This window comes from Monashia sp. HAY1-11D, assembly GCF_056868035.1.
Map to the genome: position 1 here is coordinate 2062003 of NZ_CP200320.1, position 19180 is coordinate 2081182.

A 19180-nucleotide genomic window follows, 5' to 3' on the forward strand; every position below is an offset into this window, starting at 1 on the left:
GTCGCCGGGGTCGGGGCCCGGGCCGGGGCCGGGTCCTGGGCCGGGAGTGGGAGCGGAGGCGGGACGGGTGGGGAGAGCGGTGGGCCTCGCCGCCGTCGCCGCCGGCACTGACGTCACCGCTCTCACCGGGCGCGCTCGGGGCGCTGCACCTCCCGGTCGGTGCGGTTGTGGGTCCGGCGGATGATCTCGAGGGAGGAGACGCGACGGGGCCGGTGCCCGGTGGGGGCGTAACGGGCCTCGACGGCCGCGCGGACGATGCTGTAGTCGCTGATCGACGTGCTCATGATCGGTGTCCTTCGCTGCTTCCGGATGGGTTCTGCTGACTCATCCAGAGTCGGCGGCTGAGGTAGGGCGGCACATCGGGTGACCTGCGTATCCGGCGTGGGCGCGCTACCTCAGACCGCTACCTCAGACGCGTGCGGGCCGTGCCGCGGCCGCCTCAGCCGAGCACGAGCGGCACGGCGACGGCGACCATGACCAGCGCCACGACGACGTCGAGCACCCGCCACGTCACGGGCCGGGCGAAGAGGGGAGCGAGCAGCCGTGCACCGTAGCCGAGGCCGGCGAACCACGCGGCGCTCGCGGCGATGGCGCCGACGACGAACCACCAGCGTTCGTCCGCACCCTGCTGGTTGGCCAGCGACCCGACGAGCAGGACCGTGTCGAGGTAGACGTGCGGGTTGAGCCAGGTCAGGGCGAGGACCGTGGCGAGGACGCCCCCGCGCCGCCCGGCCGTGGCCGCGTCGTCACCGGCGCGCAGGGCGGCCGGGTGCCGTGCGCTCCACAGCGACCGGACCGCGAACCCGACGAGGTAGGCCGCGCCGAGCCAGCGGGCCCACGCCAGCACCGCCGGGTGGTCGGTGACGACGCGCCCGACGCCGAGCACACCGGCGACGACGAGGAGGGCGTCCGAGGCCGCGCAGACGGTCACGACGAGACCGACGTCCCGACGCGTCAGGCCGGTGCGCAGGACGAAGGCGTTCTGGGCGCCGATGGCGACGATGAGGGAGGCCATGGTGAGGAAGCCGGCGAGGCTGGCGGTCATGACGACGACGCTAGATCGTCGCCACTCATCAGTGAAGCGACGTTTCCTTCGGGATCATTAGCATTGCTTCATGCGCCTGCGCCCGGACCAGCTGGCCGCCCTCCTCGCCATCATCGAGACGGGAACGTTCGAGGCCGCCGCGCGCCATCTCCACGTGACCCCGTCGGCCGTGAGCCAGCGGATCCGCGCGCTGGAGAACGAGATCGGTCACGTCGTGCTCGTCCGGGCCACGCCGTGCCGGGCCACGCCCGCCGGCGAGTCGCTCGTCCGCCTCGCGCGCCAGCAACGGCTACTGGAGGACGAGGTGACCCGCGACCTGGCCCCCGCGGCCGGGGGCGTCGTCGACCTCAGCGTCGCGGTCAACGCCGACTCCATGGCGACCTGGTTCGGTGCGGTGCTGCGCGAGGTCGCGACGTGGGACGGTGTCGTCCTGCGGCTGCGCGTCGAGGACCAGGACCACTCGGCGTCCCTGTTGCGTGCCGGTCAGGTGCTCGCGGCCGTCACGTCGGATCCCGCTCCGGTGCAAGGCTGTTCGACCGAACCTCTCACGACCCTGAGGTACGCGCCCGCCGCGACGCCGGTCCTCGTCGACCGGTTCGCGCGCGGGCGTGGTGTCGACTGGGCCGCGATGCCCGTGGTGCGCTTCAACGCCAAGGACGACCTCCAGCAGCGGGTCCTCGATCGGCACGGCGTCACGACCGCACCACCGACGCACGAGGTGCCCGACGGTGGCGGCTTCGTCACCGCGGTGCGCTCCGGTCTCGGCTGGGGCATGCTGCTGGAGTCCCAGCTGGCACCGGCCGTGGCGGCCGGCGAGGTGGTGCGGATCGGCGGGCGCGACCACGTCGACGTCCCGCTCTACTGGCAGCGCTGGCGCCTCGGGTCCGGCCACCTCGACCGGCTCACCGACGTGGTCAGGCGGGCGGCGACGCGGGGTCGTCAGCACGGCCGAGCCACTCCCGCCACGCCGCGAACCCGCCGATGACGTCGGTGGCGCGATGGATGCCGAGGTCCTGCAGGGACGCCGCCGCCAGGCTCGAGGAGTACCCCTCCTGGCACAGCACGACCACCTCGAGGTCGTGGCGCGCGATGGGCAGTGCGGCCTCCGAGGCCGGGTCGAAGCGCCACTCCAGGACGTTGCGCTCGACGAGCAGCGCCCCGGGCAGCTCGCCCTCTTCCCGACGCTGGGCCTCGGGCCGGGTGTCCACGACGACGGCGCCGCGCTCGCGGACGGCGGCGTCGGCCTCCTCGGGGGTCAGTCGGTGCAGCCGGGCGCGGGCTCGGGCCAGGACCTCGTCGATGCTGTTCACCAGTCCACTCCTGCCGCCTGCTCCTCCTCGACGACGAGTGCGCCGTCGACCTCACGGTAGCTCGTCATGAGTGTGAGCCTGGGGGCGTAGACGTGCAGGCTGACGGCCGGGTCGGGGCCGAGGTTGGTGACCCGGTGCAGGTGGCGGCGACCGAAGGTGCGCTGGTCCCCGGGGTCGAGCCGGACACCGGGCGCGGTGACGCGTCGCACGGGGTCGAGGTCGACGGCGCTGCGGTACCCGGCGACCTCCTCGGTGAGGACGCCCTGCAGGACGACGAACGAGCCCGAGCTGCCGCCGTGGTCGTGCCACGGCGTGCCCTGGCCCGGCAGCCAGGTCAGCAGCCACGCCTCGTGGTCCTCGTCCGCGTGGAGGCGGGCGTAGTAGCGGGTGACCGGGTCGAAGTCGACGAGCCGCGACCAGAGGGTCTGCTGGCGGGCGAGGCGTCGAGCCGTGTCGGCGAGCTGGACGGGTGTGCGGGGAGCGTTGCGGGACATGCCGAAGGAGGCCTTTCGTGGCTGCGGTGGAGTCGGTGCTGCGGTGCACTGCGCTGCGGTGCTTTGCGCTGCGGTGCACCGCGGGAGGGAGGCCCGGCGGGCGGGCCTCGGGGCGCTCATCGCACCCGGCGACATCGCTCTCGGACGGCGCTCGCATAACTGCACGTTTCCACATCAAGAAGCGTAACTTATGCATCTTGTGCCGCAAGGGCTGTCCGGAATGTGGCGGCATACTGGCGCCGGACGGCCGGAAAAGAGAGGGCGCGATGTCGGTGCTGGCGCCTAGGTTGCTCGGGTGACCCTCGACGCCCGACGTGACCCCGATGCCCAGCCCGCGCCGGAAGTGGTGCCGTCCGGGTCCAGCGCGCTGCGCCCGGCTGACCGCTGGCTCGTCCTCGGGGCCATGGCGCTGACGCTCGTGCTCTGGGCGTCGGCCTTCGTCGCGATCCGCCACCTCGGGCACGACGTCCCACCGGGCGCGCTGTCCCTCGGGCGGCTCCTCGTGGCGTCCGTGGCGCTGGCGGCCCTCGTGTTCCGCCGGCCGCGCACGTGGCCGGCCCGCCGCGACTGGCCGCTCCTGCTCCTGTGCGGCGTCGCGTGGTTCGGGGTGTACAACCTCGCACTCAACGAGGCGGAACGGCGCATCGACGCCGGCACGTCGGCCCTCGTCGTGCAGATCGGGCCGATCATCGTCGCGCTCCTCGCCACCGTGTTCCTCGGCGAGGCGATGAGCAGGTGGCTGCTCATCGGGATGGCCGTCGGCTTCGCGGGCGTCGTCGTCATCGCGCGCGGGTTCTCCTCCGGCGGCTCCGGTGACCTCGTCGGGGTGTGGCTCGCGGTGCTGGCCGCCGTGACCTACGCCGTCGGCGTGCTCGCGCAGAAGCCGCTCCTCGGGCGGCTGCCCGGGCCCGAGGTGACCTGGATCGCGTGCGTCGTCGGCGCCGTCACGTGCCTGCCGTGGACCGGTGAGCTCGTCGACGTCGTTCGGACGAGCGACGCGTCGTCGCTGCTGTGGATCGTCTACCTCGGGGTCTTCCCGACCGCCATCGCGTTCTCGACGTGGGCGTACGTGCTGGCCCGCGGCAACGCCGGGACCGTCACCCTGACGACGTTCCTCGTGCCGTTCATCGCCACCCTCATCGCCTGGGTGCTGCTCGACGAGGTGCCGCCCGCGCTGACCTTCCTCGGCGGTGCGCTCTGCATCGCGGGCGTGCTCCTGACGCGGCGCAAGCCCGGGCGGGCGTCCGCCCGAACGCAGTAGAGCCGGCCTGCTCGGAGCACGCCTCAGCCGGCGACGGCGCGCGGCGTGCGGGTGAACGCGCGGCGGTAGCGCAGCGGCGGGACGCCGATCTGTCGCTGGAAGTGGTGGCGCAGGATCGCCGCCGTGCCGAACCCGCTCTCGTGCGCGATCCGCTCGACGTCGAGGTCGGTCGACTCGAGCAGGTGCCGGGCGCGCAGCACCCGCTGGGTGGTCAGCCACCGGTGCGGCGACGTGCCGACCTCGGCCGCGAACCGCCGCGCGAAGGTCCGCTCCGACATCGCCGCGCGACGCGCCAGTGAGGGCACCGAGTGGTCCTCGTCGAGGTGCTCGAGGACCCAGTCGAGGACCTCCTGCAGCGAGTCGCACGACTGCCCCGGCACCGGCGTCTCGACGTACTGCCGCTGGCCGCCGTCCCGGTGGGGCGGCACGACCATCCGGCGCGCGATGCGCGTCGCCACCTCCGAGCCGAGCTCGGTGCGCACGAGGTGCAGGCACGCGTCGATGCCCGCCGCCGTGCCGGCGCTCGTGATGACCGGGCCGTCCTCGACGTACAGCACGTCGAGGTCGACGCGGGCCGTCGGGCAGACCTCCGCGAGCCGCGCGGCGTACCGCCAGTGGGTCGTCGCAGCGCGCCCGTCGAGGACCCCTGCGGCCGCGAGGGAGAAGGCGCCGGAGCACACCGACAGGACGTGGGCGCCGCGGGCCACGGCGTCGCGCAGGACGTCGAGGACGCCCTCGTCGAACGGTCCCTCGACGGTCCCGGCCGGGACGGCGACGAGGTCCGCGTCGCGGGCGGCGGCGAGGTCGTGGGTCGGGACGATGCCGATGCCGCTCGTCGTGCGGTGCACCTGCCCGGGGCGCGAGGCGCACACGCGGAAGTCGAAGGCCGGCAAGCCGTCGTCGGTCCGGTCGATGCCGAAGACCTCGCAGAGCACCCCGAGCTCGAACGCGGCGACCGGCTCCTGGACGACGACGGCGATGGTGCGCAGCATCCGCTCAGTCTGCCACGAGATTGGCAGGAAATCATCGGAGGGCGACTGTTCTGCCACTCGTGGCGGCATCCCGATGCGCGCAGACTTTCTGCCATGGACATCATCTTCTTCATCGCCCTCATCGCCCTGGTTCTCGCAGCCCTCGAGCCGCACCACCGCCGCACCTTCCACCTGCCGCACGCGCCGTTCGGTGCCGACGCCGACCGCGATGCCGACCTCCCGCGCGTCCTGCACGACGCGGTCCGTCGCTGACGGTGCTGCGAGCAGCCCCCACCGGCACCCGACGGCCGATCGCGTCGTATCCGGGCCTCTAGGCCTAGTCCTAGACAGGCCGATAGGCCTTCAGCGACGCGCCGTCAACGGTTGCGTCGGGCGACGGCCGCGGACAGCACCGTCGCGAACCCGCACCACGCCGCGTACGGCAGCAGCGCCGCACCGCCGGGCCTGCTGACGCGCAGGGTCCGCCGCGCGAGGTCGAGCCCGCTCGCCGAGAGCACCGCGCTCTCCACCGCGGCGAGGTCCGGACGTCGCGCCCCCCAGAACACCCAGCTCCATGCCGCGTTCAGCGCGAGGTTCGTGCCGAACGCGCGGAGGTAGGCGGCCCGCCCCGCGGTGTCACCGGCCCGGTCGAGGGTCGTCAGCGTCGACGCGGCGGTGGCCGCGAGGTCGGTGTAGAGCACCGTCCACACGAGCGGAAAGGCGACCGGGGGCGGCTGCCACGCCGGCTTGACCAGCGACCGGTACCAGCGCGAGCCGGGCCGCGTGCCCATCGAACCGGCCACGGCGCACGCGGCCACCGCCGTCCCGGCGACCACGGCGTTGCGCAGCGCGGTGTCGCGCGGCACGGTCCGCATCGCAGCGCGCACCGCGTCGTCGAAACCGGTGAGTCCACCCGGCACGTCGACGTAGCCCTCGATGTCGCGTTCCTTCGCCACGACCTCGTGCACGAGGCTGCCGACGAGCGGCTTGGCCAGGCCCGCGGAGATCGGCGTGACGAGCCCGACCCAGTGGCTCGCGAGCCGAGGCGTCAGCACGGGAACGGTCGCGACGAGACGGCGACGCCGTCCGGTGACGGCGGCGAACCGCGCGATCATCTCCCGGTAGGTCAGGACGTCCGGTCCGCCGATGTCGAACGTCCGGTTGACCTCCGGGGGAAGCGAACCCGCGCCGGCGAGGAGGGTCACGACGTCGTCGATCGCGACCGGCTGGATGCGGTTGTCGAGCCACCTCGGCGCGACCATGGCCGGCAGGCGGGTCGTCAGGTAGCGCAGCATGTCGAAGGACGCCGACCCGTCCCCGATGACCACAGCGGCCTGCAGCACCGCCGTCGGGACGCCCGAGCCGAGCAGGATCCGCCCGACCTCGACGCGTGAGGCCAGGTGCGGGGACAGCTGCTCGCCCGAGGGGTGCAGGCCGCCCAGGTAGACGATGCGTCGGATGCCGGCCAGCCGGGCGGCCTCGGCGAACGTCGTCGCGGCGGCGCGGTCGCGCCGCTCGAAGTCGGGACGGTCGTCCATCGAGTGCACGAGGTACCAGGCGGCCTCGACGCCCTCGAGCGCCGCCCGCAGGTCGCTCGCCGAGGAGACGTCGCCCTCGGCCACCTCGACGCGAGAGCGCCACGGCTTGTCGGCGACCGACGAACGGCGCCGGGTGAGGACGCGGACGGTCCAGCCGGCATCGAGCAGCCGGGGCACGAGGTGGCCGCCGATGTAGCCGGAGGCACCCGTCACGAGGGCGGTTCGGGCGGAGGTCATGGGATCACCTGGTCAGCTCGAGGGCGGGTGGGAGGAGCACGAGCATCCCGGTCGACCACACGACGTGCGTGATGACCGGACCGAGGAAGCCGCCGGTGACACGGCGCTGCAGGCCGGTCACGAGGCCGAGCACCGCTGCGGCGAGGACGAGGAGGGGGACACCGGTGCCGACCGTGGTCAGCGCGTAGAGGCCGGTCGTCAGGGTCACCGGGTGGCGTGGGAGGGCGGCGTAGAGGGCGCCCCGGAAGTAGAGCTCCTCGACGACGCCGTTGAGGAACGTCAGGGCCAGCACCGCTGCGAACGCGCCGAACCGGGCGTGGTCGAGCAGCTCGTCGACCGGTTCGCGCAGCAGGGGGACGCGCGCCACGACCAGCGCTCCGGCGAGGAACACGACGAGCAGCAACGTGCCGAGGACGAGGGACTGCACGACGGGCCGAGCCCGCTCTCCCCGTCGGGTGCGGCCCATGCCGGCGTGGAGGGGGCCGGACGCCAGTGCGCCGAGCAGCCACAGGGCCGCGAGCCCCAGCGTCGCGACGTAGAAGAGTGGGTCGCCGGGCCTGATCCGCAGCGCCCAGGCCAGCACCCCGGTGCCGACGAGGAACGTCACCACGACGACGACCTGGCGGCGGCGGAGGACGTCGTCGGGGTCCCGGTGGTCGCGGTCGACCTTCCGGACCAGCGCCGCGTCGACGAACGCACGCAGCTCGGCGACGGGGCCCCGCATCTGTCGTCTCCTCGGCTCGTCCACCGGGTCACCGGCCGGCCCGCTCGTACCGGTGCACCGTGTCCGTGCGCTCCTCGTCGTGGTCGACGATCGGCTCGGGGTGCCCGGGGTGAGCGGCGCAGATGGCGTACCCCCTGCCGGCGCGTCGCGGACGGCTGCACCGCCGGGACCCACGGGCGAGCGGGTACGTCCCGGTCGACCGAGTTTTCCTGACGACGTTGTCCATCCTTCGTCCGCGCCGTATGGTGACTGTCGAAGGTGTGTCAAAGGTTGGAGCGGGCATGGACATCGAACGGACGGTGACGGCGGGCCGTCCGGTCCACGCGGTGTACGCCCGGGACCTTCGGGACGACCGGCAGCACGCCGAGAAGGGCGTGCGCCCGGCCCTCGAGCGACTGGAGTAGGCCCGATCGTGTACACCATCAAACGAGCCGCCGAGCTCACCGGGATCAGCGTCGCGACGCTGCGCGCCTGGGAGCGTCGCTACGGCGTCGTCTCGCCGAAGCGTTCCGACGGCGGGTACCGGCTCTACGGTCCCGACGACGTCCGCGCCCTCGCCATCATGAACTCCCTCGTCACCGACGGCTGGTCCGCACGGGAGGCCGCCGCCGAGACGCTCCGGCGCCTCGCGCCGCCCGACCCGGGTGACCGCAGCGGCCGCACGGCGCGGGTGTCCCCGATCCGGGCCGCCGGGTGGCGCGGCGGCCACCTGCAGTCCGAGGACGCCGACGCCTTCCTCCGCGCCGCCGAGCGCCTCGACGCCGCGTCCGCGACGGCCGTCCTCGACGCCCGCTTCGCGCTCGGCACCTTCGAGCACGTCATCGACGACTGGCTCATGCCGACCCTGCGCCTCGTCGGCGAGGCCTGGGCGCAGGGACGGCTCACCGTCGCCGGCGAGCACCTCGTCTCCTACGCCGTGCAGCGTCGGCTCGCCGCCGCGTACGAGGCTGCGTCCGGACGCGTCGACGGCCCGGGGCTGCTCATCGGGCTGCCGACCGGGGCCCGGCACGAGCTCGGGCTGCTGGCGTTCGCCGTCGCCGCCCGCCGAGCCGGGTTCGCCACCGCCTATGTCGGCGCGGACCTCCCGGTCGAGGAGTGGGTCCGCGCCGTCGAGCTGCGCCACGCGGCCGGGGTCGTCATGGCCGTCCCCCGCGCCGACGACATCAGTGCCGCGCGGACCATCGTCGACGCCATCCACGCCCGGCACCCCGAGGTCGTCATCGGCCTGGGCGGCAGCGAGCAGGGGGCCGTCGAGGACGGCGTCGTGCACCTCGGCCACTCGATCACGATGGCCGTCGGCGAGATGAGCCGGCGCCTGCGCATCTCCGCCTGATGCGCGTCCTGCTCCTCGGGGGCACGGGTGAGGCCCGCGCCCTCGCGGCCTCGCTCGTGGCCGAGGGCGTCGACGTCGAGTCGAGCCTCGCCGGGCGGGTGAGCCGACCCGCGCTCCCCGTCGGCCCGGTGCGCACCGGAGGGTTCGGTGGCGTCGCCGGGCTCGTGGCCTACCTCGGGGCCCACGGGTTCGACGCCGTCGTCGACGCGACGCACCCCTTCGCCGCCGGCATCAGCGACAACGCCGCGTCGGCGTGCCGCGCGACCGGCGTCCCCCTCCTGCGGCTGCAGCGCACCGGATGGGCGGCGCGGCCTGGCGCCGACGCGTACACGTGGGTCGACACCGTCGCTGCCGCCCGGGACGCCGCCGAGTCGCTCGGTACACGTCCGTTCGTCACGACGGGGCGCCAGCAGCTCGACGTGTTCGCGCGCTGGGACGACCGCCCGGTCCTCGCCCGGGTCGTCGACCCGCCGGAGTGGCAGGTGCCGGCGACGTGGGAGGTCCTCCTCGCACGCGGGCCGTTCACCGTCGAGGCCGAGAGCCGGCTCATGACGTCGCGACGCGTCGACGTCCTGCTCACCAAGGACTCGGGCGGTCCGCTCACCGAGGCCAAGCTCGACGCGGCGGCCTCGCTGCACGTCCCCGTCGTCGTCGTCCGTCGCCCCCGCGTGCCCGACGGGGTCGACGTCGTCGACGACGTCGAGGCCGCGCTGCGCTGGGTGGCGGGCGTGTCGGTCCCACGCAACCGCGAGGGGAGCACCGCGCCGGTACGTTCGGACGCGTGACGGCGGGCCACCGGCAGGAGCGGGCCACGTGGGAGCAGCTGCTCCCCGGCCTCGCCGTGCTGCGCCGGTACGAGCGGCGCTGGCTGCGCGGCGACGTGCTCGGCGGCATCACCGTCGCCGCCTACCTCGTGCCCCAGGTGCTGGCCTACGCGGAGGTCGCCGGGCTCCCGGCCGTGACGGGGCTGTGGGCCGTCGGGCCGGGGCTGCTCGTCTACGCCGTGCTCGGCTCGTCGCGGCAGCTGTCCGTCGGACCCGAGTCGACGACGGCTCTCATGACCGCCGCCGGCATCGGGGGCCTCGTCACCGCGGCCGGCGGCATGGCGGCGCGCGAGGAGGCAGCCGCGCTGCTGGCCGTCGCCGTCGGCGTCCTGTGCCTCGTCGGCCGGCTGGTGCGGCTGGGGTTCCTGTCCGAGCTCCTCTCCAAGCCGGTGCTCGTCGGATACATGGCCGGCATCGCGGCGCTCATGGTCGTCAGCCAGGTCGGCAAGGTGACCGGCCTGCACGTCGTCGGCGCGTCGTTCACCCAGGAGCTGGGCTACGTGGCGACGCACCTCGCCGACGTCCACGTGCCGACGCTGCTGCTCGCCGGCGGCGTCCTCGCCGCGCTCCTCGCCTTCCGCCGGCTGCGCCCGCAGTGGCCGGGGCCGCTCATCGCCATGCTCGCGGCGACCGTGCTCGTGCTCTCGCTCGGGCTGCGCGACCGGTTCGGCATCCAGGTGGTCGGTCCGGTACCCGAGGGCCTGCCGGGCGTGCGGCTGCCCCGCGTGGGCGAGGTCGACGTGTGGACGCTGCTGCCGGTCGCCCTCGGGGTCGCCGTCGTGGCCTACTCCGACAACGTCCTCACCGGGCGGGCGTTCGGGGCGCGGCACCGTGAGTCGGTCGACAGCAACCAGGAGTTCCTCGCGCTCGGGGGTGCCAACCTCGCGGCAGGGCTGCTGCACGGGTTCCCGGTCAGCTCGAGCGGCAGCCGCACCGTCATCGCCGACGCCATGGGCGCCCGCACCCAGCTGCACTCGCTCGTCTCGCTCGTCATCGTCGTCGGGACCCTGCTCTTCCTCGGCCCCGTCATCGGCGCCTTCCCCCTCGCGGCGCTGGGCGGCGTGGTCGTCTTCGCGGCCATCCGCCTCGTCGACGTCTCCGAGCTGCGGCGCCTCGCCGGCTTCCGTCGCAGCGAGCTCGTCCTCGCCGTGTCGACGACGGCGGCGGTGCTGCTCTTCGGCGTGCTGCCCGGTATCGGGGCCGCGGTCGCGCTGTCGGTCCTCGACCTGCTCCGCCGCATCGTCCACCCGCACGACGGCGTCCTCGGCTACGTGCCGGACTACGCCGGCATGCACGACATCGACGACCACCCCGACGCCGTCCAGGTGCCGGGGCTCGTCGTCTACCGCTACGACTCACCCCTGTTCTTCGCCAACGCCGACGACTTCGTGCGCCGGGCCCTCGCGGTCGTCGACGAGGCGCAGGCGCGGGGGCGGGTGGAGTGGTTCCTCCTCAACGCCGAGGCCAACACCGAGATCGACCTGACCGCAGTCGACGCCCTCGACCTGCTGCGGGAGCGGTTGCAGGACAGGGGAGTCCGGTTCGCCATGGCCCGAGTCAAGGAGGACCTCCGTGCCTCGCTCGTCGCAGCCGGGTTCGTCGACCGCATCGGCGGGGATGCCGTCTACCCGACGCTGCCCACGGCCGTGGCCGCCTACGTCGCGGCCTACACCGCCGAGCACGGCGCCCCGCCGCCGGGGCTGCGGATCCCGCCGGTCCCGCCTCAGCCCGAGCCGGGCTGACAGCGTCGCGCGGTGGGTGCGGGGCCGGCGCCCCCGAGGACGACGGCGACGAGCGCGGCCACGGCGAGCGAGCCGGCCGAGACGCATCGGGCGAGGCGCACCGCCGGGGCGATGTCGCCCACGGACGCGGCCGGGCCCGTGCCGAGCGTGCCCCGGTCCTCGACGCGTCCGCCGTAGCTGTTGGACCCGCCGAGCCGCACCCCGAGGACGCCCGCGAACGCCGCCTCGACGACGCCCCCGTTGGGGCTCGGGTGCGCCGGTGCGTCGCGCCGCACCGCGGCCCACCCGGCTGCCGCTCGGGGGCGGGTCGGGGCGGCCGCCAGCGTCAGCGCGCCGGCCACGCGTGCCGGCACCCAGTTGACGACGTCGTCGAGCCTGGCTGCGCCCCAACCGAACTGGAGGTACCGCGGTGAACGGTGCCCGACCATCGCATCGAGCGTGTTGACGGCCCGGTAGCCGAGCAGGCCCGGGACGCCGAGGAGGCCGCCCCAGAGCAGCGGCGCCACGACCGCGTCCGACGTGTTCTCGGCCAGCGACTCCACGCACGCGCGGGCCACGCCGTCGGGGTCGAGGGCCGACGCGTCGCGTCCGACGAGGTTGCGCACCTGGACCCGGGCGCCGGCCAGGTCGCCGGCGGTCAGCTGTCGCTCGATCGTCGTGGCCTCGCGGACGAGCGAGCGCCCACCCAGGACCGCCCAGGTCGCTGCCGCCGTGGCGAGGGTGTGCGCGAGCGGGTGTCGCCGGCCCACCCGTTCGAGCACGGCGCCCAGGGTCACCGTCGCACCGACGAGCACCCCGACGTGGGCGACCCCGTTGCGGCGTCGGGGTGCGTACGTGCGCGCCTCGAGCGCGGTTGCGGCAGAGCCGAACCCTGCCACCGGATGCCAGCGGTGCGGGTCACCGAGCGCCTGGTCCGCGAGCCATCCGAGGGCGAGCCCGAGGGCCCGCGCCACCGACCGTCTCACTGCGGCGCGAGCACGTCGAGTGCGGCGACGGCCCCGATGACGGCGACGGCAGGGGCGCCGATCCCGGCCTCCCGCACCGCCGTGTCGATCGCCGTGAGCGGCGCCCGCACCGAGCGCATGCTCGGCAGTCCGGCGTCGGCCACGACGGCCGCCGGCGTGTCGGCGGGCAGGCCCTCGCGGACCAGCGCCTCCGCGATCGCGCCGAGCGTCGCGACACCCATGAGGACGACGATCGTCGTGTTGCTGCGGGCGATCGCGCCCCACTCGAGGGTGCTGCGCGGGTCGCCCGGAGCCACGTGGCCGCTGACGACGGTGAACCCCTGGACGAGCGTCCGGTGGGTCACGGGGATGCCGGCGAGGGCGGGGGCGGCGATGCTCGAGGACACACCGGGCACGACGCGCACCGGCACGCCGGCCGCCGCGCAGGCCTCGGCCTCCTCGCCACCCCGGCCGAAGACGAAGTTGTCACCACCCTTGAGCCGCACCACGTCCCGGCCGTCCAGCGCGTGCTCGACGATGACGTCGTTGATCCGCTCCTGCGGGGTGAAGGCGCCACGGGGGATCTTGCCGACGTCGACGAGCACGGCGTCCGGCCGCGCGTGGCGCAGGGCGTCCAGGGGCGCGAGCCGGTCGTGGACGACGACGTCCGCCGAGCGCACGGCCTCGAGGCCGGCGACGGTGAGCAGCCCGGGGTCTCCGAGTCCACCTCCGACGAGGGTGACGGTGCCGACGGGCCGGACCCCGCTGACGGCGTCGGTGTGGCCGTGGGCGGGGGTCGCGCGGGCACGGACGACGACGTCGAAGGAGTCCGGGTCGGCGGAGGGGTCGTGGGAGACGAGGCCGCGCTCGACGAGGTCGCGCAGCGTCGCGCCGAGCGCCTCCGCCGCTGCGGCGACCGTCACGCCGGCTCCCTCGCGCAGCAGGGCCGACACGGTCGCGGCGGTGGTGCGCTCGACGCCCTCGAGGAGCACCCGGCGGCCGCGGAACATCGACTCAGGCGACATGACGGCTCCTCAGGTCGGTCAGGGCCGCCACGAACGCGCGCGAGGTCGCGGCGTCGCGGACGGCGACGCGGATCCACGCCGGGCCCAGCCCCGGGAAGGTCTCGCCGCGACGCACCGCGAAGCCGCGTGCCGCGAGGGCCTCTCGGACCGAACCCGGCCCGAGCGGCGACGTGTCGACGAGGACGAACGGGGTCGCCGGGCTCCCGGCGACGGCGAAGCCCGCCGAGCCCAGCTCGGCGAGCAGCACGGCGCGGTCACGGCCGAAGGCGAGGGCGGCGGCCTGGGCCTCGGACGCGGCCCGTTCCGACGCGCAGGCGACGGTGGCGGCGAGGGCCGGGGTCGAGACCGACCACGGCGGTTGCACGGCGCGGAGGCGGTCGACGAGCGCGGGGTCGCCGACGACGTAGCCGGCCCGCAGTCCGGCCAGGCCCCACGTCTTCGTCAGCGAGCGGAGCACGAGCACGCCCTCCAGGACGCCGTCGTGCGGTCCCTCACCGAGCACGGAGGCGTTCTCGCCCGGCACCGCGTCCATGAAGGCCTCGTCGACGACGAGGACCCGGCCGGGCGCGCGCAGCGCGAGGACGTCGTCGCGGGGGTGCAGCACGCCGGTGGGGTTGGTCGGGTTGCCGATGACGACGAGGTCGGCGTCGGCTCCCGGACCATCGGGACGGTAGGCCGCCGGGTCGAGCCGGAATCCGTCGTCGGCGGTGAGCACATGCCGGTGCACGTCCCGTCCGGCCGCCCGCAACGCCGCTTCGGGCTCGGTGAACTGCGGGTGGACCACCGACGGGCGGCGCGCGCCGAGGGCCCGGGCGACGAGGGTGAACGCCTCGGCGCCCCCGGCCGTCGGCAGCACGGCCTCGGTCGGCGCGCCGTGCCGTGCGGCCAGGGCCTCGGTCGCCGCGGTCGCGTCCGGGTACCGGCCGAGGTCCGCGAGCGACCGCGCCACGACGTCGGCGAGCCAGGGCGGTGGCGCAGGCAGGCGCACGTTGACGGCCAGGTCGACGAGGCCGGGAGCGACGTCGCGGTCGCCGTGGTGGTGCAGGTCGACGCTCACGTCCGGCTCCTCGCCGATGACGACGCCGGTGCCGGCGTCCGCCGCGTCGCGTACTCGTGCACGGACGAGGCGAACTGCGCCGCCAGAGAAGGGTGCCCGGCCCAGTGCGTGTGCAGGTACGACGCGTGCAGCGTCGCCCGGCCGGTGCCGGCCGGGTCCAGGGCGAACCCCTCGGGCTGGCCGTCCACGAGCCAGGCAGCGTCGCCGGTGGGCCCCTCGACGGACACGGTGGTGCGGTGGAACTCGTGGCCCGTGACGCGCCGTCCGGGCTCGGCGGCGACGGATGCCGTCGACGCCACCGCGGACCGGTAGCCCATCGTCAGCCGGGGCCCCATGGCCGCGACGGCGGGCAGGACCCCGGCCATCCGTTCGCCGTCGAGGCTCTCGCAGAGGTAGAGCAGGCCGGCGCACTCGGCGACGGTGGGCAGTCCCGCGCGGACGGCCTCGCGCACCTCACCGAGCAGCGACGAGTTGGCGGCCAGGGCCTGAGCATGCACCTCGGGGAAGCCGCCGCCGAGGTGCAGCCCGGCGGTGCCCGCTGGGAGCGACGCGTCGCGGGTCGGGTCCACGACGACCGGGTCGAGCCCGGCCGCGCGCATCAGCTCCTCGGTCTCGGCGTAGCGGAAGGTGAAGGCCCGTCCGCCCGCCACCGCGACGACCGGGCGGGGGCCGCCCTCCGACGGGCGGCGGTCGACGAGCTCGCCCGAGGCCGAGGCGATCTCCGCGGTCGGATCCCACGGTGTCCCCGACAGGTCCGGCGCCGACCCGGCGATGGACAGGACCGCGTCGAGGTCGACGTGCGCCGCCACGCGCTCGGCGAGCCGCTCGACCGATGCGTCCGCCTCGTCGCGCTCGGCGGCGGGCACGAGACCGAGGTGGCGCGAGGGCGCCTCGATCCCGGCGTCGCGGGGCAGCACGCCGAGGACGGTGACCCCCGAGGTCTCGACGGCCGACCACACCTCGCGCAGGTGCCGGCCCGACGCCGCCTTGTTGAGGACGACGCCGGCCACCCGGATGCGGGGGTCGAAGGTGGCGAGGCCGTGCACGACCGCGGCGGCCGTGCGCGTCGTGTTGGACACGTCGACGACGAGCACGACGGGCGAGTGCGTCAGGGCCGCGACGTGCGCCGTCGAGGCGAACCCCTCGGTGCCGAGCCGGCCGTCGAACAGGCCCATGACGCCCTCGACGACAGCGACGTCGGCACCCCGGGCACCGTGCAGCAGCAGCGGCTCGACGCGGTGCTCGCCGCAGAGGAACGGGTCGAGGTTGCGGCCGGGGCGACCGGTGGCGACCTCGTGGTAGCCCGGGTCGATGTAGTCGGGCCCCACCTTGAACCCGGCGACCTCGAGACGCCGGCCGCGCACGGCAGCCATGAGGCCCGTGGCGACGGTCGTCTTGCCGTGGCCGGACCCGGGCGCCGCGACGACGAGCCGCGGCAGCCGCGTCGCGGCCACGGCGTCGTCGGCGGAGCGCATCCGGCCGAAGGCGACGTCGAGGGCCGAGTCGAGGCCGCTCACCACTCGATGCCTCTCTGGCCCTTCTGGCCCTCGTCGAACGGGTGCTTGACCTTGGTCATCTCGGTGACGAGGTCGGCGAGCTCGATGAGCGGCTCGGGACAGCGTCGCCCCGTGATGACGACGTGCTGGTGCCCGGGCCGGTCGGCCAGGGTCCGCACGACGTCCTCGACATCGACCCAGCCCCAGGTCATCGGGTAGGTGAACTCGTCGAGGACGTAGAGCCCGTGGGTCTGGGCCGCGAGCCGGCGCTTGACTTCCTCCCAGCCCTCGCGGGCCGCGGCGGCATGGTCGTCGTCGGTGCCCTCCTTGCGGCTCCATGACCACCCGCTGCCCATCTTGTGCCACTCCATCGGGCCGCCGACCCCCGCGTCGCGGTGCAGCTGCCCGAGCGTCTCCACGGCGGTCTGCTCGCCGATGCGCCACTTGGCGCTCTTGACGAACTGGAACACCCCGACCGACCAGCCCTGGTTCCAGCCGCGCAGCGCCAGGCCGAAGGCGGCGGTCGACTTGCCCTTGCCGTCACCGGTGTGGACGACGACGAGCGGCCGGTTGCGGCGCTGGCGCGTCGTCAGGCCGTCGTCGGGAACGGTCGTGGGCTGTCCGCGCATCAGGCGGCCCTCCTCGGCTGGGTGGTGGTGCGAGCGGCGTCCACGATGGTCTGCGCGGCGACGTCGCCGACGGGAAGGTGCTGGGCCCCGAGGTCGGTGGCGAGCCGGGCGGCGAGGCCGAGCCGCATCCGCCCCGTCTCGCAGTCGACGACGACGGCCTCGACGCCCTCGTGGTGCAGCTGGCGGGCCACCCGGCTCGCGCGCGCGACCGCGTCGGGCCCGGCCGTCGCGCGTCCGTCGGTGACGACGACGAGCAGCGGGCGCCGGCTCGGGTCGCGCAGGCGTTCGACGCGGAGGGTCTCGTAGGCGGCGAGCAGGCCCTCGGCGAGGGGTGTCCGGCCGCCGAAGGGCAGGTCGCGAAGGCGCGCGGCGGCGACGTCGACCGACCCGGTGGGCGGCAGGACGAGCTCGGCGGCCCGGTCCCGGAAGGTGACGAGACCGACCTTGTCGCGCCGCTGGTAGGCGTCGAGCAGCAGCGACAGCACGGCCGAGGTCACGGCCTCGAGCCGACGCCGGGCGGCCATCGAGCCGGACGCGTCGACGCACAGGAGCACGAGGTTGGACTCGCGGCCCTGGAGCACGGCACGACGCAGGTGGGACGGGCTGACGCGCAGCCGCCGGGGCCGTTCGCCGGGGCTCCCGTCGTCCTTCGGCGTGCGGGCGGCGGCGGCCGCCCGGACCGTCGCGGGCAGGTGCAGCGGGCCGACGGGGGCGGTCGTCTCACGGACGCGTCGACCCGTCGTCGTGACGGCCGCGGACCGCCGGCCGGCGGCGCCGTGCCCGAGGCCGCGCGCCGTCAGCAGCCGGGCACGCGGCGTCTCGTCGGGGACCGACGCGGACCGGGCGGACGCCGTCGCGCCGGCCCCGGGCCGGCCGGCGTCGTGCTCGTCCGCGTCGGCGGGACTCGGCGCTCCCGCGTCGTCGGCGTGGGTGCCGTCGTGTTCAGGGTCGTCCGCCTGCACGTCGTCCGTGGAGGCTGGGCCCGGGGGGCCCGGGGGGCCCGGGGGGCCCGGGGGGCCCGGGGGGCCCGGGGGGCACGGGGGCACCTGGTCCGCAGGTCCGTGGTCCGAGGCCGCGTCGTCCGCCGGGGCGCCCTCGCCGTCGGTCGGGCCGTCACCGGTCGGGCCGTCACCGGGACCCTCCGGCTGCGGCTCCGGGTCGGGCTCGGGGTCGTCGTCACCGAGGAGCCGGTCGAGGAGGTCCTCGTCGATGCCGGGGGCGTCGAACGGGTTGCGGCGTCGGCGGTGGGGCAACGCCAGCCGGGCGGCCGCCCGGACGTCGGCGCGGGTGACGACGGTGCGCCCGCTCCAGGCGGCGTGGGCGACGGCCGCGCGGGCCGTGACGATGTCGGCTCGCAGCCCGTCGACCTCGAAGCCGGCGCACACCTCGGCGATCCGCGTGAGCACCGTGTCGGGCAGCACCACGTGTCGGACACGCTCCCGGGCGGCGGCGATGCGCCCCCGGAGGCCCTCCTGCTCGGCCTCCCAGCGGTGCGCGAACCCCGACGGGTCGGCGTCGAAGGCCATCCGGCGCCGCACCACCTCGGCCCGAAGGGCGGGCTCGCGCGGGGCGGCGACCTCGACGGTGAGCCCGAACCGGTCGAGCAGCTGCGGGCGCAGCTCGCCCTCCTCGGGGTTCATCGTGCCGACGAGGACGATGCGGGCCGCGTGGGAGACCGAGACACCGTCGCGCTCGACCGTCGTCCGGCCCATCGCGGCGGCGTCGAGGAGCAGGTCGACGAGGTGGTCGTGCAGGAGGTTGACCTCGTCGACGTAGAGGATGCCGCGATGCGCCGCGGCGAGCAGCCCCGGCTGGTAGGCGGCCTCACCCCGGCCGAGGGCGCGTTCGAGGTCGAGGGAGCCGACGACGCGGTCCTCGGTGGCCCCGATCGGCAGCTCGACGAGCCGGGCGCGACGCGTCTCGGCGTGGCCGCCGGTGGCGTCGGTGCCGCTCGGGTCCGCGGCGGCGTGCGGGCCGTCCGGGCAGCCGGGGTCGGGGTCGGCGGGGTCGCAGCCGAACCGGCAGCCCGCGACGACGTGCAGCGCGGGGAGCACCGCCGCGAGGCCACGGACCATCGTCGACTTGGCGGTGCCCTTCTCGCCACGCACGAGGACACCGCCCACCTCGGGCGACACCGCCGTGAGCACGAGGGCGAGGGCCAGGTCGTCGGAGCCGACGACGGCCGAGAACGGGAACGTGGTGGCGGTGGGGACCGGTGCGGTCCCGCGGGCCGCGACGGGGGCGAGCGTCGCGGGGTCGGTCGAGCCGTCGTGCATGCGTGGCCTCCTGCGGGTGCCTCGCCCGCGTGGTCGTCCGGACCGGCCCGGCCGGGCACGGTCGGCGACGGATGACGTCCTGGCTCCCCCGCAGGCGGGGTTCACAGTGGCGGGACCGCTCCGGACTCTCACCGGATTCCTCGCCCGTCGCCACCGCGCAGTCTGCCAGAACGCCGACCCGGCGAGGCCCCGAGCCCGCTCGGTGATCGCCCGGTCCCTCACGCTCTGCCCCGGGAACCGGGGCAGCTGGGAGGTGCGATGGTGCTCATGCCGG

General features: G+C 75.2%; 20 protein-coding genes and 1 riboswitch. Of the genes, 7 read left to right on the plus strand and 13 right to left on the minus strand.

The features are described 5' to 3' along the window. Nucleotides 1–122: 122 nt before the first annotated feature. A complete protein-coding gene (locus AC1VM9_RS09560) occupies nt 123–284 on the minus strand; it encodes a hypothetical protein (protein WP_481342749.1) in 162 nt (53 codons plus the stop codon). 155 nt (nt 285–439) lie between these two features. Then, nucleotides 440–1045: a LysE/ArgO family amino acid transporter gene (locus AC1VM9_RS09565; protein WP_481346851.1), complete on the minus strand. Its 606-nt coding sequence runs from the start codon at nt 1043–1045 to the stop codon at nt 440–442. A gap of 70 nt (nt 1046–1115) precedes the next feature. Here AC1VM9_RS09565 and AC1VM9_RS09570 point away from each other — a divergent pair, with 70 nt between their 5' ends. After that, entirely contained in the window at nt 1116–2030 is a 915-nt protein-coding gene (locus AC1VM9_RS09570) for a LysR family transcriptional regulator ArgP (protein WP_481346850.1), read from the plus strand. On the opposite strand, the gene AC1VM9_RS09575 is transcribed toward AC1VM9_RS09570, so the two are convergent. After that, nucleotides 1960–2355, minus strand: a complete 396-nt coding sequence (locus AC1VM9_RS09575) for a rhodanese-like domain-containing protein (protein WP_481346849.1) — start codon at nt 2353–2355, stop codon at nt 1960–1962. The two genes, AC1VM9_RS09570 and AC1VM9_RS09575, sit on opposite strands and share 71 nt — an antisense overlap. Then, nucleotides 2352–2849 carry a cysteine dioxygenase gene (locus AC1VM9_RS09580; RefSeq protein ID WP_481346848.1) on the minus strand — a complete coding sequence of 166 codons (498 nt, stop codon included), beginning with the start codon at nt 2847–2849 and terminating at the stop codon, nt 2352–2354. Before AC1VM9_RS09580 ends, AC1VM9_RS09575 begins: the two co-directional genes overlap by 4 nt. A 295-nt stretch (nt 2850–3144) precedes the next feature. On the opposite strand from AC1VM9_RS09580, the gene AC1VM9_RS09585 reads away from it, so the two are divergent. Then, nucleotides 3145–4110, plus strand: coding sequence for a DMT family transporter (locus AC1VM9_RS09585; RefSeq protein ID WP_481346847.1), 966 nt, complete (start codon nt 3145–3147; stop codon nt 4108–4110). A gap of 23 nt (nt 4111–4133) precedes the next feature. Here AC1VM9_RS09585 and AC1VM9_RS09590 read toward each other — a convergent pair whose 3' ends face one another. Next, nucleotides 4134–5102, minus strand: coding sequence for a GlxA family transcriptional regulator (locus AC1VM9_RS09590; protein WP_481346846.1), 969 nt, complete (start codon nt 5100–5102; stop codon nt 4134–4136). Nucleotides 5103–5195: 93 nt separating this feature from the next. On the opposite strand from AC1VM9_RS09590, the gene AC1VM9_RS09595 reads away from it, so the two are divergent. After that, a complete protein-coding gene (locus AC1VM9_RS09595) occupies nt 5196–5354 on the plus strand; it encodes a hypothetical protein (protein WP_481346844.1) in 159 nt (52 codons plus the stop codon). A 104-nt stretch (nt 5355–5458) separates the two neighbouring features. Here the strand turns inward: AC1VM9_RS09595 and AC1VM9_RS09600 are convergent, their stop codons facing one another. Both AC1VM9_RS09600 and AC1VM9_RS09605 read right to left on the minus strand, forming a co-directional pair. Continuing rightward, the gene (locus tag AC1VM9_RS09600) at nt 5459–6856 is read right to left on the minus strand and encodes a tryptophan-rich sensory protein (RefSeq protein ID WP_481346843.1); all 1398 of its coding nucleotides are present in this window, start codon (nt 6854–6856) and stop codon (nt 5459–5461) included. Between the two features lie 4 nt (nt 6857–6860). Continuing rightward, entirely contained in the window at nt 6861–7580 is a 720-nt protein-coding gene (locus AC1VM9_RS09605) for a CPBP family intramembrane glutamic endopeptidase (RefSeq protein ID WP_483122452.1), read from the minus strand. Between the two features lie 281 nt (nt 7581–7861). Between AC1VM9_RS09605 and AC1VM9_RS09610 the strand changes: the two genes are divergently transcribed. Genes AC1VM9_RS09610 through AC1VM9_RS09625 form a run of 4 tightly spaced genes read left to right on the plus strand, consistent with a single transcriptional unit; the run spans nt 7862 to nt 11479 of the window. Beyond that, complete coding sequence (locus AC1VM9_RS09610; protein ID WP_481345579.1) at nt 7862–7984, plus strand: hypothetical protein; 123 nt, start codon at nt 7862–7864, stop codon at nt 7982–7984. A gap of 8 nt (nt 7985–7992) precedes the next feature. Beyond that, nucleotides 7993–8913 carry a MerR family transcriptional regulator gene (locus AC1VM9_RS09615; RefSeq protein ID WP_481345578.1) on the plus strand — a complete coding sequence of 307 codons (921 nt, stop codon included), beginning with the start codon at nt 7993–7995 and terminating at the stop codon, nt 8911–8913. Beyond that, the gene (locus AC1VM9_RS09620) at nt 8913–9698 is read left to right on the plus strand and encodes a cobalt-precorrin-6A reductase (protein WP_481345577.1); all 786 of its coding nucleotides are present in this window, start codon (nt 8913–8915) and stop codon (nt 9696–9698) included. The genes AC1VM9_RS09615 and AC1VM9_RS09620 overlap by 1 nt, the downstream gene beginning before the upstream one ends. Continuing rightward, complete coding sequence (locus tag AC1VM9_RS09625) at nt 9695–11479, plus strand: SulP family inorganic anion transporter (protein WP_481345576.1); 1785 nt, start codon at nt 9695–9697, stop codon at nt 11477–11479. The genes AC1VM9_RS09620 and AC1VM9_RS09625 overlap by 4 nt, the downstream gene beginning before the upstream one ends. Here AC1VM9_RS09625 and AC1VM9_RS09630 read toward each other — a convergent pair. Genes AC1VM9_RS09630 through AC1VM9_RS09655 form a run of 6 tightly spaced genes read right to left on the minus strand, consistent with a single transcriptional unit; the run spans nt 11461 to nt 18906 of the window. Then, a complete protein-coding gene (locus AC1VM9_RS09630) occupies nt 11461–12432 on the minus strand; it encodes a cobalamin biosynthesis protein (protein WP_481345575.1) in 972 nt (323 codons plus the stop codon). The two genes, AC1VM9_RS09625 and AC1VM9_RS09630, sit on opposite strands and share 19 nt — an antisense overlap. Before the next feature lie 8 nt (nt 12433–12440). Beyond that, nucleotides 12441–13448: a uroporphyrinogen-III C-methyltransferase gene (gene cobA, locus AC1VM9_RS09635; RefSeq protein WP_481345574.1), complete on the minus strand. Its 1008-nt coding sequence runs from the start codon at nt 13446–13448 to the stop codon at nt 12441–12443. Next, a complete protein-coding gene (cobC, locus tag AC1VM9_RS09640) occupies nt 13438–14505 on the minus strand; it encodes an Rv2231c family histidinol phosphate aminotransferase CobC (protein ID WP_481345573.1) in 1068 nt (355 codons plus the stop codon). The genes cobA and cobC overlap by 11 nt, the downstream gene beginning before the upstream one ends. After that, nucleotides 14502–16022 carry a cobyrinic acid a,c-diamide synthase CobB gene (locus AC1VM9_RS09645; protein ID WP_481345572.1) on the minus strand — a complete coding sequence of 507 codons (1521 nt, stop codon included), beginning with the start codon at nt 16020–16022 and terminating at the stop codon, nt 14502–14504. Before AC1VM9_RS09645 ends, cobC begins: the two co-directional genes overlap by 4 nt. Beyond that, complete coding sequence (gene cobO, locus AC1VM9_RS09650) at nt 16019–16630, minus strand: cob(I)yrinic acid a,c-diamide adenosyltransferase (protein ID WP_481342730.1); 612 nt, start codon at nt 16628–16630, stop codon at nt 16019–16021. Before cobO ends, AC1VM9_RS09645 begins: the two co-directional genes overlap by 4 nt. Continuing rightward, nucleotides 16630–18906, minus strand: a complete 2277-nt coding sequence (locus AC1VM9_RS09655) for a VWA domain-containing protein (RefSeq protein ID WP_483122454.1) — start codon at nt 18904–18906, stop codon at nt 16630–16632. Before AC1VM9_RS09655 ends, cobO begins: the two co-directional genes overlap by 1 nt. A gap of 76 nt (nt 18907–18982) precedes the next feature. Continuing rightward, nucleotides 18983–19046, minus strand: a riboswitch (cobalamin riboswitch). Between the last annotated feature and the right edge of the window lie 134 nt (nt 19047–19180).

Bases quoted from the DNA above. Each gene is read 5' to 3' on its own strand.
- AC1VM9_RS09620 (WP_481345577.1), top strand. From the start codon at position 8,913: ATGCGCGTCCTGCTCCTCGGGGGCACGGGTGAGGCCCGCGCCCTCGCG.
- cobO (WP_481342730.1), bottom strand. From the start codon at position 16,630: ATGCGCGGACAGCCCACGACCGTTCCCGACGACGGCCTGACGACGCGC.
- AC1VM9_RS09565 (WP_481346851.1), bottom strand. From the start codon at position 1,045: ATGACCGCCAGCCTCGCCGGCTTCCTCACCATGGCCTCCCTCATCGTC.
- AC1VM9_RS09610 (WP_481345579.1), top strand. From the start codon at position 7,862: ATGGACATCGAACGGACGGTGACGGCGGGCCGTCCGGTCCACGCGGTG.
- AC1VM9_RS09605 (WP_483122452.1), bottom strand. From the start codon at position 7,580: ATGCGGGGCCCCGTCGCCGAGCTGCGTGCGTTCGTCGACGCGGCGCTG.
- AC1VM9_RS09580 (WP_481346848.1), bottom strand. From the start codon at position 2,849: ATGTCCCGCAACGCTCCCCGCACACCCGTCCAGCTCGCCGACACGGCT.
- AC1VM9_RS09600 (WP_481346843.1), bottom strand. From the start codon at position 6,856: ATGACCTCCGCCCGAACCGCCCTCGTGACGGGTGCCTCCGGCTACATC.
- AC1VM9_RS09560 (WP_481342749.1), bottom strand. From the start codon at position 284: ATGAGCACGTCGATCAGCGACTACAGCATCGTCCGCGCGGCCGTCGAG.
- AC1VM9_RS09655 (WP_483122454.1), bottom strand. From the start codon at position 18,906: ATGCACGACGGCTCGACCGACCCCGCGACGCTCGCCCCCGTCGCGGCC.
- AC1VM9_RS09590 (WP_481346846.1), bottom strand. From the start codon at position 5,102: ATGCTGCGCACCATCGCCGTCGTCGTCCAGGAGCCGGTCGCCGCGTTC.
- cobA (WP_481345574.1), bottom strand. From the start codon at position 13,448: ATGTCGCCTGAGTCGATGTTCCGCGGCCGCCGGGTGCTCCTCGAGGGC.
- AC1VM9_RS09595 (WP_481346844.1), top strand. From the start codon at position 5,196: ATGGACATCATCTTCTTCATCGCCCTCATCGCCCTGGTTCTCGCAGCC.
- AC1VM9_RS09570 (WP_481346850.1), top strand. From the start codon at position 1,116: ATGCGCCTGCGCCCGGACCAGCTGGCCGCCCTCCTCGCCATCATCGAG.